General features: G+C 62.2%; 11 protein-coding genes and 3 pseudogenes. 7 read left to right on the forward strand and 7 right to left on the reverse strand.

Annotated features, from left to right (window positions below):
- Positions 1 to 182: 182 nt before the first annotated feature.
- Both queD and VC352_RS00010 read right to left on the reverse strand, forming a co-directional pair.
- Complete coding sequence (queD, locus tag VC352_RS00005; RefSeq protein WP_322977536.1) at positions 183 to 539, reverse strand: 6-carboxytetrahydropterin synthase QueD; 357 nt, start codon at positions 537 to 539, stop codon at positions 183 to 185.
- 108 nt (positions 540 to 647) lie between these two features.
- On the reverse strand, positions 648 to 1,727 hold the full coding sequence (locus VC352_RS00010) for a patatin-like phospholipase family protein (RefSeq protein WP_322977537.1): 1,080 nt from the start codon (positions 1,725 to 1,727) through the stop codon (positions 648 to 650).
- A 157-nt stretch (positions 1,728 to 1,884) separates the two neighbouring features.
- On the opposite strand from VC352_RS00010, the gene VC352_RS00015 reads away from it, so the two are divergent.
- From VC352_RS00015 to VC352_RS00030, 4 genes are read left to right on the forward strand one after another with little or no spacing between them, the layout of a single operon-like run.
- The gene (locus VC352_RS00015; RefSeq protein WP_322977538.1) at positions 1,885 to 2,193 is read left to right on the forward strand and encodes a PepSY domain-containing protein; all 309 of its coding nucleotides are present in this window, start codon (positions 1,885 to 1,887) and stop codon (positions 2,191 to 2,193) included.
- Entirely contained in the window at positions 2,193 to 2,507 is a 315-nt protein-coding gene (locus VC352_RS00020; protein ID WP_322977539.1) for a PepSY domain-containing protein, read from the forward strand. The genes VC352_RS00015 and VC352_RS00020 overlap by 1 nt, the downstream gene beginning before the upstream one ends.
- A complete protein-coding gene (locus VC352_RS00025; RefSeq protein WP_322977540.1) occupies positions 2,507 to 3,175 on the forward strand; it encodes a response regulator transcription factor in 669 nt (222 codons plus the stop codon). Before VC352_RS00020 ends, VC352_RS00025 begins: the two co-directional genes overlap by 1 nt.
- Positions 3,172 to 4,485 carry a sensor histidine kinase gene (locus VC352_RS00030; RefSeq protein WP_322977541.1) on the forward strand — a complete coding sequence of 438 codons (1,314 nt, stop codon included), beginning with the start codon at positions 3,172 to 3,174 and terminating at the stop codon, positions 4,483 to 4,485. Before VC352_RS00025 ends, VC352_RS00030 begins: the two co-directional genes overlap by 4 nt.
- A gap of 3 nt (positions 4,486 to 4,488) precedes the next feature.
- Here the strand turns inward: VC352_RS00030 and VC352_RS00035 are convergent, their stop codons facing one another.
- The 3 genes and pseudogenes from VC352_RS00035 to VC352_RS25210 form a co-directional block, all read right to left on the reverse strand.
- Entirely contained in the window at positions 4,489 to 5,085 is a 597-nt protein-coding gene (locus VC352_RS00035; protein ID WP_322977542.1) for an NADPH-dependent FMN reductase, read from the reverse strand.
- A gap of 73 nt (positions 5,086 to 5,158) precedes the next feature.
- Entirely contained in the window at positions 5,159 to 5,914 is a 756-nt protein-coding gene (locus tag VC352_RS25205; protein WP_416340062.1) for a methyl-accepting chemotaxis protein, read from the reverse strand.
- A gap of 150 nt (positions 5,915 to 6,064) precedes the next feature.
- Positions 6,065 to 7,309: pseudogene (locus VC352_RS25210) on the reverse strand (chemotaxis protein); the annotation flags it as partial.
- A gap of 222 nt (positions 7,310 to 7,531) precedes the next feature.
- Between VC352_RS25210 and VC352_RS00045 the strand changes: the two are divergent.
- From VC352_RS00045 to VC352_RS25220, 3 genes and pseudogenes are all read left to right on the forward strand, one after another.
- Positions 7,532 to 8,851: a Na+/H+ antiporter family protein gene (locus VC352_RS00045; protein WP_322977544.1), complete on the forward strand. Its 1,320-nt coding sequence runs from the start codon at positions 7,532 to 7,534 to the stop codon at positions 8,849 to 8,851.
- A gap of 167 nt (positions 8,852 to 9,018) precedes the next feature.
- Positions 9,019 to 9,498: pseudogene (locus tag VC352_RS25215) on the forward strand (cache domain-containing protein); the annotation flags it as partial.
- 153 nt (positions 9,499 to 9,651) lie between these two features.
- A pseudogene (locus VC352_RS25220) lies at positions 9,652 to 10,650 on the forward strand (methyl-accepting chemotaxis protein); the annotation flags it as partial.
- Between the two features lie 69 nt (positions 10,651 to 10,719).
- Here VC352_RS25220 and VC352_RS00055 read toward each other — a convergent pair.
- Positions 10,720 to 12,306, reverse strand: a complete 1,587-nt coding sequence (locus VC352_RS00055) for an ABC-F family ATPase (protein WP_322977546.1) — start codon at positions 12,304 to 12,306, stop codon at positions 10,720 to 10,722.
- Positions 12,307 to 12,604: 298 nt separating this feature from the next.
- Entirely contained in the window at positions 12,605 to 13,267 is a 663-nt protein-coding gene (locus VC352_RS00060) for a substrate-binding domain-containing protein (protein ID WP_322978131.1), read from the reverse strand.
- Positions 13,268 to 13,275 lie beyond the last annotated feature (8 nt).

The raw sequence follows: 13,275 nt of genomic DNA on the forward strand, positions 1-13,275 counted from the left end.
CACCATGTGAGAGTAGGTCATCGTCAAGCTCCTATACGAAACCCCAGATCGCCTAGCGGTCTGGGGTTTCTTCTTTGTGCGACGGAAAGGTCTGACGACTGGGATGTCGCACTAGGTTCTGACACGTTGAACCAATAAAAAGGCCACCTCGAAGGTGGCCTTTGGTGTTTTTTGCGGGCTGATCAATCGCCGCAGTATTCGCAACCGCTGGTGCAGGTTTCGTGGATACGCACTCGCGATAGCTCCGGCAGCAATGGTTTGACTTGTTGCCAGATCCACTTGGCCAGCACTTCGCTGGTTGGGTTCTCCAAGCCGGGGATATCGTTGAGGTAGTTGTGGTCGAGCTGTTCATAGATCGGCTTGAAGATCGCCTTGATCTCGGAGAAGTCGCGAATCCAGCCGGTATAAGGGTCGACTTCACCTTCGATGTAGATGGTGACTCGGAAGGAGTGGCCGTGCAGGCGGCCGCATTTGTGGCCTTCCGGTACGTGTGGCAGGCGATGGGCCGCCTCGAAGATGAACTCTTTGAACAATTCCACTGAACAGCGCTCGCGTAAAAGATTCCGCCTGACTGGCGTTGAGTCGCGCAGTTTATCAGGTCTGACTCGGTGGCTGCCTTATCAGGGCTGCACTGCAAGTGATCGGTATCAGAGTGGCTGCAGGCGTTCTGCTAGGCGGCCACTCTCGACCAGCTCGAGAAATTCGTCCCCGAGCCTGACGCTTTCCGCCATGGCCTGGCGCCAGTAACGTTCGCGCCCTGCATCATTGCCCAGGTAGCGTTTGAAGTCTGTGCGATCCGGTAGTTTGCCGTGCGGCAGACGTGCCAGATATTCGCGTGACGGAGCAAGCAGCACTACATCCTGCAGGCGCATGCGGTCGCCACGACGCCAGGGCATGCTCTTGTCGAACCAGCCCGGTATCACTCGATCAGTGAAGTGCGGGTAGAGCACGATGTCTTCGCCGTGGTAGGGCAGGTCGAGGTGGTAGTCGAGCAGGCCACCATCGCGATAGGCGCCTGGTTGCAGTCCGGGAATCTCACGAATCGCCTCCATGACCATGGGAATCGATCCAGACGCCAGCAGAGCATGGCGCAGGTTTTCCGAGGTCAGCGCATGGAAGTGCGAGCGGAAGTCATTGAGTGGTTCGAGAGGGGGTAACTGGCGAGCGTCGTGCAGGATGATGCGATCGAAATGGCGTGCAAGACGCTGTCTGGCCAACAGGTTATTGCCGATCACCGAAGACAGACCCAGGCTCAGCTTGCCGCGGTGATCGTGCTGCAGCAGGCCGTGGCTTTTCACCACGACGATATGCAAGCGGTAATGGGGATTGCCGATGATGCTGACGTCCTGATCCTCCAGCAGCTCCTCGAGCATGCGCCGGCAACTGCCGGACACCTCAGCCATGCTCACGCCCTTGGCGAAGCGCTGTGAGGTGTAAAGCTCGCCCAGGCGGCGGATACCTGCAGCAGGGTCGGGCAGACAGGCGCTTGCGAATCGCCAGGAGCCAATCGAAGCGCCTATCAGTGCGCGCTCGCGAGGTACGCGCGCGAGCCAATCGCCGAACAGCGCCAGATCAAGCCCCTGGATGCCCAATCCTTTCGGGCCACCGGCCGCGCCCGGCAGAATGCCGACATCCTGTGGACTCAGGCTTTGGTCGCGGATGCGTGCCAGGGCTCGATGTCCGGCCTTGATGGTCAGGGCTGGGGATTTGATCTGTATCGCGCTCATCATGCTCTCCGCTCGGCAAGCTGGCGATTATAGAATGCCGGTGCTCAGGGCCAAGTGGCTTCAGCCCATGAATGGGACTGCATTGGCGATGATTCAGCTTGAATTAAGTGCTACCTCATAAAGTGGTTCCATCCTGATTAGCCGATGGAGCTCATGCATGAAACCTTCGATCCTGCTTCTGGCCTTTGCCGTATCCACCAGCACCGTTACCATTGCCCAAGCCCGTGACCTGGGGCCGGACGAGGCGCTGCGATTGCGCGATGCCGGCACCATCAAGTCCTTCGAGCAGCTCAACGAGCTGGCCTTGGCCCAGCATCCGGGTGGCAGCATCCAGGAAACCGAGCTGGAAGACGAATATGGTCGCTACATCTATCAGATTGAATTGCGCGACGCCCAGGGCGTGCAATGGGATCTGGAGCTCGACGCCAGCACAGGTGCCATTCTCAAGCATCACCGGGACGACTGATGAGTAGTATCCGTATCCTCTCCATCCTGGCTCTAGTGGTTGGTGCCCTGAGCGCCGTCCCTAGCGTCGCGCGTGACCTCGACCAGGACGAAGCCCTGCGTCTGAGGCGCGAGGGCGTCATCCTGCCCTTCGAGCAAATGATGAAACAGCTGGAGCAGCAGCATCCTGGCTCCACTCTGCTGGAGGCTGAACTCGAGGAAGAGGACGGCGTACTGGTTTACGAGGTCGAGATCCTCACGCCATCGGGCGTGGTACGTGAGCTCGAACTGGACGCCCGCAATGGGAAAATCTTGAAGGATGAGGAAGACGACTGATGCGGCTGCTTTTGGTTGAGGATCATGTGCCGCTGGCCGACGAGCTCACGGCCAGTCTCACACGGCAGGGGTATGCCGTCGATTGGCTAGCCGATGGCCGTGATGCCGCCTATCAAGGGGCGAGCGAACCTTATGACCTGATCATTCTGGATCTCGGCCTGCCCGGCAAACCAGGGCTCGAGGTTCTGCAGGAGTGGCGTGCCGGTGGCCTGAAAACACCGGTGCTGGTGCTTACCGCACGTGGCTCCTGGGCTGAGCGCATCGAAGGTTTGAAGGCGGGGGCCGACGACTACCTGACCAAACCCTTCCACCCTGAAGAGCTGGCATTGCGCATTCAGGCATTGTTGCGCCGCGCACATGGCCTGGCCAATCAGCCGCAGCTAGAAGCGGCAGGCTTGCAGCTTGACGAAAGCCGCCAATGCGTCAGTTCCGGCGGGCAGAGCATCGATCTGACGGCGGCCGAGTTTCGCTTGCTGCGTTATTTCATGCTGCATCCCGGGCAGATCCTGTCCAAGAGCCACTTGGCCGACCATCTGTATGACGGCGAGACCGAACGTGACTCCAACGTGATCGAAGTGCATGTCAATCGTCTGCGCGGCAAGCTGGGCCGAGAGGTGATCGAGACCCGGCGCGGCCAGGGCTATCGCTTCACCGGAGAGCGTGGGTGAGGTCGATTCAACGGCGTCTGAGCCTGGGGCTTGCCGGCGCCTTGCTGCTCGTAGGGCTGATTCTCGCGCAAGCGAGCCTGTGGGTATTCGACCGGGGGCTGCGTGCCTACCTGGAGGAAGATCTCCGGGACGAGGCGCAAGGGCTGCTGGCTGCCCTGGTGCGCGGTCCGGCAGGTTTACAGTTAGACGAGCGCCGGCTGGATCCGTCCTTTCAGCGGCAATTCTCCGGGCATTACTTTCGTATCGACTTTTCCGAGCAGAGCTGGCGTTCCCGTTCCTTGTGGGATCGGGAGTTGCTCAAGCCGGATGGCCCCGGCATGCATGCAGAACTGGGTGACGGCCCACAAGGTCAGCGCCTGCTGGTCTACCGGGCCGATTACCGACGCTACGGGCAGAATCTGACGATCAGCGTTGCGCAGGACTACGCGCCGATCCTGCAGGGCTTTCGGCGCATGCAGTGGTTGGGCTTGGGCATGGGCGGTGCCGCACTGCTGCTGATCCTCATCGCCCAGCGTTATACGGTGCGACGAGCGCTGAAACCGCTTGAACAGGTGCGCCAGCAGATCGCCCAGTTGCAGCAGGGCCAGCGCAGCGAGCTGGACGCGCAGGTGCCCGAAGAGCTGGAACCACTGGTGGCACAGATCAACCACCTGCTGGCTCACACCGAGGAAACCCTCAAGCGCTCGCGCAATGCTCTGGGCAACCTCGGGCATGCCCTGAAAACGCCCCTGGCGGTATTGATCAGCCTCGCTGGCCGTGACGAGCTGGCGGCCTACCCGGCGCTACGGGCCACGCTGCGTGAGCAACTGGAGCAGATCGAACAACGCCTGAGTCGTGAACTGGGCCGCGCCCGCCTGGCGGGAGAGGCGCTGCCCGGAGCGCGCTTCGACTGCGCGCAGGAACTTCCAGGCCTGTTCGCCACCCTGGCGATGATTCACGACCACGGGCTCAACCTCGAGTGGAAGGCGGCTGCTGGTCTAATCGTTCAGCGTGACCGCGAGGATCTGCTGGAGCTACTCGGCAATCTGCTGGACAACGCCTGCAAATGGGCTGACAGCCGCGTCCAGCTGGAGCTGGTCGAGGAGGGTGGCATGCTGCGGATTCATGTCGATGATGACGGCCCTGGCATCGAGCCACAGCGGCGCGAGGATGTACTCGGACGCGGTACTCGTCTCGATGAACAGGTCGCCGGCCATGGCTTGGGCCTGGGGATCGTGCGCGATATCGTCGAAGCCTGGGGCGGCTCCATCGCCTTGCAGGACAGCCCGCTGGGCGGGCTGCGTGTGCTGTTGGAGCTGCCGCGGCGCTAGCGGCTACATGCCGTTGGCGAAGGCCGGGTTGTCGAACCCGATGGCCGCACGCACCGGCTGCAGGGCATGGGCGTAGCGGATGAGGACGTCCAGCGCGTAGTCGACGCGTTGGTGCATGCGCTGGTCGGCTTCGTCCTGCGGTTGCGGGCCGTTGAGCACCTTCTCCACCTGGCGCACGATCAGATGCTCGGGCAGGTAGCAAAGCCGGCAGTTCTTGTAACTGGAGGCACGCAGTTCGCTGATCGGATAGGCCCCGCCGATGCCCGAGGAAACCCCCACCAGCAACCCAGGCTTGTGCGCCAACTCGGCTTTGCTGGCATAGATGAAGAAATTCTTGATCGCCGGGCAGGCCATGCCATTCCACTCGGGGGCGATGATCACCACCGCATCGGCAGCGGCCAGTTGCTGACGATAGAGCTCCCACGGGCCGCTGTCTTCAGCGGGCCACAGCGGCAGAGGCGCCAGGCCCAGATCGATGACGCTGGTGCTCGACTGACTGGCGTGGCCCAGTTCGATCAGACGCTGACGGAGAAAGCGCGCGACCTTCTCGGACTGGCTGTTATTGCGGCTGGAGCCGGCAACCAAGGCAATGTTCAACATGCGGAATTCCTGGAAAAAGAACGCAGGCTAGGGCAGCGCGGGCCACCACGCAAGGTGATGGCCATTCAAGGCGCTACACGCGGAATTGATCCATCAAGCCCTGCTGGTGATTGGCCAGGCGGTTGAGGTTCTGGCTGACCTGAGCCGATTCGCTGGCCTGTGCGGTAATGGCTTCGGTGACGTCACGAATCGAGGCGACATTGCGGTTGATCTCTTCGGCGACCGAACTTTGTTCTTCAGCCGCGCTGGCGATCTGCAGATTCATGTCGGTGATTACCGTCACCGCCTGGCTGATGCGCTGCAGTGCGGCGACCGCCATCTGCACCTGCTCGACACTGCCCTGTGCCTGGCGATGGCTGCTTTGCATGGTGCTGACCACCTCGCGAGTGCCGTTCTGTAGCTTTTCGATCACCTGGCGGATTTCCTCGACCGAGTCCTGGGTGCGCTTGGCCAGGTTGCGTACCTCGTCGGCGACCACCGCGAAGCCGCGGCCTGCCTCGCCGGCCCGGGCGGCCTCGATGGCGGCGTTGAGGGCCAGCAGATTGGTCTGTTCGGCGATGGCGCGAATCACCTCCAGCACCGAGCCGATCTGCTCGCTACTGCTGGACAGCCCCTCGACCTCCTGCATGGCGACATTCATCTCGTTGGCCAGCAACTCGATGCTGCTGGTTGTCTTGTCGACTTCCTGCTGGCCTTCGCGGCTGGCTTGATCGGCACTGCGCGCTGCTTCGGCGGCTTGCGCGGCGTTATGCGCGACGTCATGGGCCGTAGCACTCATCTCCTGGAAGGCCGTGGCGACCTGATCCACCTCGCGGTATTGCTGCTGCATGCCTGCGCTGGTCTGGCTGGCGATGGCCGCGGCCTGATCAGCGGTGCTGCGTGCATCGACGACGCTGTTCTTCACGTCGGCGATGATGGGTTGCAGCTTGTCGAGGAAGCGGTTGAACCAACTGGCCAGCTCGCCCAACTCATCCTGTTTGGCATAGCTCAGGCGGCGCGTGAGGTCGCCTTCGCCGCTGGCGATGTCCTTGAGCATCGCCGCCACACCGAGAATCGGGCGGGTGACACCGCGCGCGGTCAGCCACATCAACAGCAGGCCGGCTGCCATGGCGACGAACCCGAGCAACAGGGCGAACAGGCTGTCGCTGGCTCGACGTTCACTCAGTTGGCCACCGAGTTGAATGGCGCGCTCCAGTAGCACGGCTTTGGGCACGTCTAGCAGTACGCTCCAGGGTTTGGCTTCGGGGAACGGGCGGAAAGGGCTCAGCTCTCGCAGCGTATCGCCGTGATCGAGTTCAGCCGAGGTGCCGTTCTGCACCATTTGGCGCAATTGGGCCGCCTGCTCCGGATACGCACGCTCCACCGGCTGGCTCAGCAAGCTGGCATCGCTGCTGTGGCCGACCAGCAGCGCGGCCGGGCTGAGGATGCTGACATGGCCCTGGCCGTCATACAGTTCACGGTTGGCCTCCAGGCTGATGTTTTGCAGGCTGTCGAGGCTGATATCCAGGCCCATCACACCGATGATCTTGCCATCCTGCTCCAGCGGGAAGGCGATGCTGGTCATGAGGATGCGCTGCCCGGCCACCTCGTCATAGTAGGGTTCGAGCACGCAGGCCTGGCGTGTTTCGCGAGGGCAGGTATTCCAGGCGTTGTAGGGCACGCCATTGTCACCCAGAGTGCTGTCCGCCAGTAGCGATTCGGGCATTGCCTCTGAGGTCAGCTGACCAGGCGTCGGTTGAGACCAGTACAGCGAAAACCGCCCGGCATCGTTGCTGCCCAGGTTGGGCTGATCAGCGAAAAGTTCGTCCTTGCCGTCCAGCGCGTTGGGTTCGAACACCAGATACAGGCCGAGCAGGCTGGGGTTGGCTTCGAGGCTGGTGCGTACCTGACGGGTAAGATCCTCACGCAGGTCGAAGGCATCGAGAAAGCGTTTTTTGGCTTGCTCGCGCAGGAACAGGATCTGCCTGGAGAACCCCTTGCCGTACTGGTAGGCATCCATGAAATAGCGCTGGATGCGAATGGCCTGCAGATCGGCACGTGCCTTCAGGCGCTGCTTGGCGCTTTCCTCCAGCATGGCGGAACTGGCGTCCTTGACCAGCGTGGCGCTGCGGCTGGACTGGTACTGCGACGCACCGACCAGCAGCGTGACGATGGCCAGCAGGCAAAGCCCGGCCAGCAAGGTGATCTTCCACTGGATGGATAGGCGACTGAATGGCATGGGCATCCTACTTCCGGCTTGGATATACAGTTGGTGTCGGCGGGTGATGGCTGAATCTTGAATGCTTGCAAGTGGTTTTCAGCGACCGTCCATGCCTCGCATGATCCGAATGTTGCACGCACTGAGCAATATATCGAACATTTGCCGTTTTGACACCTCGAACCACTTCCGGCAGAGTACGCCGCTTTTTGCGGTCGATGGCCGCGCGTTGAGTGCTGGAGGCTTTTCATGAACGCTGTAATCGCTGCGGTTGGCATCATGCTGATCCTGAGCCTCTGTCGGGTTCACGTCGTGGTCGCGCTGATCATCGGTGCGCTGGCCGGAGGCATGTTGGGTGGGCTGGGGGGCGAGGGCACCCTGGCGGCGTTCAACCAGGGGCTCGGTGGCGGTGCCACGGTTGCGTTGTCCTATGCCTTGCTGGGCGCCTTTGCCGTGGCCATCGCCAAGTCAGGCCTGGCCCATGCCTTGGCCGACAAGGCGCTCGGGCTGGTTGGCGGGCAGCAGGAGGGCGGCGGTAGCCTGCTCAAGTGGACACTGATCGCGCTGCTGCTTCTGGTGGCCATCGCCTCGCAGAACGTCCTGCCGATCCACATTGCCTTCATCCCGCTGCTGGTTCCGCCATTGCTGTACGTGATGAGCAAGCAGCAGATGGATCGACGCCTGATCGCCTGTGTGCTGACCTTCGGTCTGGTCACGCCCTACATGTTCCTGCCTGTCGGCTTCGGCAGCATCTTCCTCAACGAGATTCTCCTGGCGAACGTCGCCCGTGCGGGTGTCGACATCACTGGCGTGAGCATCACTCAGGCCATGGCGATTCCTGCGCTGGGCATGTTCTGCGGGTTGCTTGTCGCAGTGTTCATCAGCTATCGCGGCAAGCGCAGCTATGACCTGAAGAGCATCGAGCAGGCCGAGCGCGTGGACGTCCAGTACAACCCCATGAGCCTGCTGGTGGCTGGCGTCGCCATCGCCGCCGCCTTCGTCGTGCAGCTCTGGCTGGACTCGATGATCGTCGGTGCGCTGGTGGGCTTCGTCATCTTCTCGGTATCCGGCGTGGTGCGCTGGCGCGAGGCCGACGGCCTGTTCACCGAGGGCATGAAGATGATGGCCATGATCGGTTTCATCATGATCGCCGCCGCCGGGTTCGCCGAAGTGATGAAGGCAACCGGCGAGGTGAAGGCGCTGGTCGACGGCGCCGCCGAACTGATTGGCCACAACAAGGCCATTGGCGCGCTGCTGATGCTGCTGGTCGGGCTGCTGGTCACCATGGGCATTGGCTCATCGTTCTCCACGGTGCCGATCATTGCGGCGATCTTCGTGCCGCTGGGCGTGCAGCTTGGTTTCAGCCCGCTGGCCATCGTCTGCATCGTCGGTACTGCCGGTGCCCTGGGCGATGCAGGCTCCCCGGCATCGGACTCGACCCTGGGGCCGACTGCCGGGCTGAACGTCGACGGCCAGCACAGCCATATCTGGGACAGCGTCGTGCCGACTTTCCTGCACTACAACCTGCCGTTGCTGGCGTTCGGTTGGGCTGCCGCTATGCTCCTGTAAGTGCAGGCGCCGTTACTAAATTTCTTGGGCTTTCGAGTCGCTTAACTCCAGAGCGGGGCTGCCGATACAAGTGGTAGCCCCGTTTTTGCGTCTGCCTGGCCTAGAGGAAAACAAGAATGCGCCTGACATTGAAAACCAAGGTAATACTGCTGGCTCTGGTGCCGGTGATGTTGTTTGCGTTGGTGCTCAGCGGTACCGCTGCCAAGGTGCTGCAGAGCTTGGCTGCCGATGAGGTAGCGGAGACCCGGGAGCGCTTGCTGCAGGAGAAGCGCAGCGAGCTACAGAGCTACATCCAGATCGCCGTCGGGGCCGTGAAAAGCCTCTATGACAATGCCAGTCAGGGCGACATGGCCAGTCGCGAGCAGGCCATCGCCATCCTCTCCAAGATCAAATACGGCTCCGATGGTTATTTCTTCGGCCACGACTCTAACGTGGTGCGCCTGTTCCGCAGTGATAGCCCGGTGGACGTTGGCAAGAGCCTGAACGATCGGCGTGATGTGAACGGTGTGTACATCAACCGTGAGCTGGTCAATGTCGCGAAGAACAACACCTACTACGTCAATTATTCCTCGCCGCTGCCGGGCAACGAGGCGGTGCAGGTGCCCAAGCTCGCCTACAGCTACTACCTGCCCAAGTGGGACATGGCCCTGGGCACCGCGCTCAACCTCGATGGTGTCGAAGCGCAGATCACCGAGGTGCAGGCGGCCATCGACAAGCGCATCACCACCATCATCACCAGTATCGTCGTCGTTGCAGCGGTGCTGCTGGTATTGGTCGGTATCGTCGCGGTTTGGCTGGGCAACGCCTTCCTGCGGCCGCTGGCGCAGATCAAGGCCAACCTAGATGACATCGCGGCAGGCGACGGCGACCTGACTCGGCGTCTGCCCGTGGCCAGCCAGGATGAACTCGGCCAGCTGTCCGGCTCCTTCAACCGCTTCGTCGAGAAGATTCATGGCCTGGTGCGGCAGATCGCGGAAATGACCGGCCAGCTCACCGAACTGGTAGGCCAGGTTTCCGCCCAGACCCAGCGCTCCGAGCAGGCCATGGTGCAGCAGCGCCACGAGACCGATCAGGTCGCCACCGCGATCAACGAGATGTCGGCCGCCGCCCAGGAAGTCGCCAAGAGCGCGCAGGGCGCTGCCGAGGCCGCCCAGCAGACCGACCAGGAAGGCCAGGAGGCCAAGCGTGTGGTCGATGGCAGCATTCAGCGTATTCATGCGCTGGTCGAGGACATTCGCAGCAGTGGTGTATCCCTGGACAGCCTGCAGCAGGACGTCCAGTCCATCGTCAGCGTGCTCGACGTCATCCGTTCCATCGCCGAGCAGACCAACCTCCTGGCGCTCAACGCGGCCATCGAGGCGGCGCGTGCCGGTGAGGCAGGGCGCGGGTTCGCCGTTGTGGCCGACGAAGTTCGCGCGCTGGCCAGCCGCACCCAGCAGAGCACGCAGGAAATCCAGGGCATGATCGATCGCCTGCAGCAGGGCACCCAGGCCTCGGTCACGGCGATGCGTCGCTCCAGCGATGCCGGCGAGCTGACCAGCGAGCAGGCCAACAAGGCCGGCGCTTCCCTGGACGCCATCGCCCACCTGATCGCCACCATCAATGCGATGAACGCGCAGATCGCCAGCGCCGCCGAAGAGCAGACCGCCGTGGCCGAGGAGATCAACCGCAGCGTGCACCAGATCGCCGGAGCGGTGGACAGCGTCGCCAGCGAAACCGAACAGGGCGCGCTGACTGCGCGCAGCCTGGCCGGGTTGGGGGATCGCCTCAATGGGCTGGTGCGTCAGTTCCGCATCTGACGCCCTAGCCTGATCCTGCGCCCATGAAAAAGCCCGCAATCGCGGGCTTTTTCATGGCTGCAACAGGCGTCAGACGATGATGCCCTGGCTGCGCAGGTAATCGTCGTAAGTGCCGCTGAAATCGGTCACGCCGTTATCCGACAGCTCGATGATGCGCGTGGCCAGCGAGCTGACGAACTCGCGGTCGTGGCTGACGAAGATCAGCGTGCCCGGGTAGTTCTCCAGCGCCAGGTTGAGCGCTTCGATGGATTCCATGTCCAGGTGGTTGGTCGGTTCGTCCATCACCAGCACGTTGGGTTTCTGGCAGGCCAGCTTGCCGAACAGCATGCGGCCCTGTTCACCACCGGAAAGTACCTTCACCGACTTCTGGATCTCGTCGGAGGAGAACAGCATGCGGCCCAGTGCAGCGCGGATGTTCTGCTCGCCGCTGGTCCACTGTCCCATCCACTCGAACAGGGTTTCGTCGGCTTCGAAGTCGTGGGCGTGATCCTGGGCGTAGTAGCCCACCTCGGCGCTGTCTGTCCACTTCACGCTGCCGGCGTCCGGCTGCATTTCGCCGACCAGGGTACGCAGCAGGGTGGTCTTGCCGATGCCGTTGGGGCCGATGATGGCCACACGCTCGCCGGCTTCGATGGTGAAACCGAAGTTCTTGAACAGCACCTTGTCGTCGAAGGCCTTGGACAGCTTCTCGACGGTCACTGCCTGGCGGTGCAGCTTCTTGTTCTGGTCGAAGCGAATGAACGGGCTGACGCGGCTCGACGGCTTGACCTCGGCCAGCTGGATCTTGTCGATCTGCTTGGCGCGGCTGGTGGCCTGCTTGGCCTTGGAGGCGTTGGCCGAGAAGCGGCTGACGAAGGTTTGCAGCTCGGCGATCTGCGCCTTCTTCTTGGCGTTGTCGGCCAGCAGTTGCTCACGCGCCTGGGTCGAGGCCGTCATGTACTCGTCGTAGTTGCCCGGGAACAGGCGCAGCTCGCCGTAATCCAGGTCAGCCATATGGGTGCAGACCGCGTTGAGGAAGTGACGGTCGTGGGAAATGATGATCATGGTGCTGTTACGCGCCGTGAGGATGGTTTCCAGCCAGCGGATGGTGTTGATGTCCAGGTGGTTGGTCGGCTCGTCGAGCAGCAGCACGTCCGGGTCGGCGAACAGCGCCTGGGCCAGCAGCACGCGCAGCTTCCAGCCGGGTGCCACTTCGCTCATCGGGCCGAAGTGCTGTTCCAGCGGAATGCCCAGGCCGAGCAATAGCTCGCCGGCGCGGGACTCGGCGGTGTAGCCGTCCATCTCGGCGAACTCCCCCTCAAGCTCACCGACCTTCATGCCGTCTTCTTCGCTCATCTCCGGCAGCGAATAGATGCGGTCACGCTCGGCCTTGACCTTCCACAGCTCCGCGTGGCCCATGATCACGGTGTCGATCACGTTGAATTCTTCGTAGGCGAACTGATCCTGGCGCAGCTTGCCCAGGCGCACGTTCGGCTCGAGCATCACCTGGCCGCCCGACGGCTCCAGATCGCCGCCAAGAATCTTCATGAAGGTCGACTTGCCGCAGCCGTTGGCGCCGATCAGACCGTAGCGGTTGCCGTTGTTGAACTTGACGGAAACGTTCTCGAACAGCGGCTTGGCGCCGAACTGCATGGTGATATTCGCGGTGGAGATCAAAGGACTTACCTATCAGTAACTTGAAGTGCGCTGTTTAACGGGGGATACCGCTTCGAGCCTTGCAACCCGGCCCGAACCGAGGAAGACCAACCTGCGCAAATGAGTGAACGCTACGACCCTGCCGGCAGACGAGCCGCTAAGGCTGGTGAGGCATGGGTGGGAGTGTCGGGCATCGTGACGCCGTGGCCTGGTGGTGCTCAGCGCGGCGTCGAAGCGCGTAATGGTATCACTTGGCATGCCGAACCACAGCCCATCCTGTCTCAGGTTGCTTGGCTGGGCACGACGGTGCGGTTGGGCGTCAGGACACGAGCGTAGCCGTGACGCTGCTCAGGGCTGCGATGAAACGCTCCATCGAAGTGCTGTGCGGCACGCCCTGGCGGGTGATGCAGTGGCACTTGGCGTTGTAGGAAAAGCGCGCAGGCCAGATCGGGCGCAGCGTACCGCGCGCCACCAGTACTTCGGCGTAGTGCCCGGGCAGGTAGCCGATGAAGTGGCCGGAGGCGATCAGCGAGGCGACGGCCTCGGTCGAGGCGGCGCTCGACACGCTGTTGAAGGGGAAGGTGAATGGCTTGCGATTCTCCACCACCAGGCCACGGTCGACGTATTCGGCGCTGAAGATTTCCGTGTCGCTCAGGGTGCTGTCGGTGCGGGCGAAGAATGGGTGGCTACGTCCGCAGTAGAGGTTTTGCTGTTCCTCGAACAGCTCCTGGTAGTGCACGCCGGACAGCTGGTGGTCGAACACGCCGATGGCCAGGTCGAGGTCGCCATTGATGACCGCCTGTTCGAGCCCCTCGGCGGTGAGAATCTGCAGCACGATGCGGGTGTCTGGAAGTGAGGCGAGTGCTGGCGAGTGTGAGGGGGGGCATGTCGACACCTGAAGCGTGGTCGAGGCGCTGGATGCGTCCCGGGTGTCTCCGTTATAGAGATATTTTTTATTTCCAAAAATAATATAAATGAATATTTATAAAT

Origin of the sequence: Pseudomonas sp. C11 (assembly GCF_034683865.1) — a bacterium.
GTDB lineage: Bacteria > Pseudomonadota > Gammaproteobacteria > Pseudomonadales > Pseudomonadaceae > Aquipseudomonas.

Coding starts and splice junctions, on each gene's coding strand:
- VC352_RS00010 (WP_322977537.1), bottom strand. CDS start 1,727: ATGAGCGCGATACAGATCAAATCCCCAGCCCTGACCATCAAGGCCGGA.
- VC352_RS00015 (WP_322977538.1), top strand. CDS start 1,885: ATGAAACCTTCGATCCTGCTTCTGGCCTTTGCCGTATCCACCAGCACC.
- VC352_RS00020 (WP_322977539.1), top strand. CDS start 2,193: ATGAGTAGTATCCGTATCCTCTCCATCCTGGCTCTAGTGGTTGGTGCC.
- VC352_RS00025 (WP_322977540.1), top strand. CDS start 2,507: ATGCGGCTGCTTTTGGTTGAGGATCATGTGCCGCTGGCCGACGAGCTC.
- VC352_RS00035 (WP_322977542.1), bottom strand. CDS start 5,085: ATGTTGAACATTGCCTTGGTTGCCGGCTCCAGCCGCAATAACAGCCAG.
- VC352_RS25205 (WP_416340062.1), bottom strand. CDS start 5,914: ATGCAGCAGCAATACCGCGAGGTGGATCAGGTCGCCACGGCCTTCCAG.
- VC352_RS00045 (WP_322977544.1), top strand. CDS start 7,532: ATGAACGCTGTAATCGCTGCGGTTGGCATCATGCTGATCCTGAGCCTC.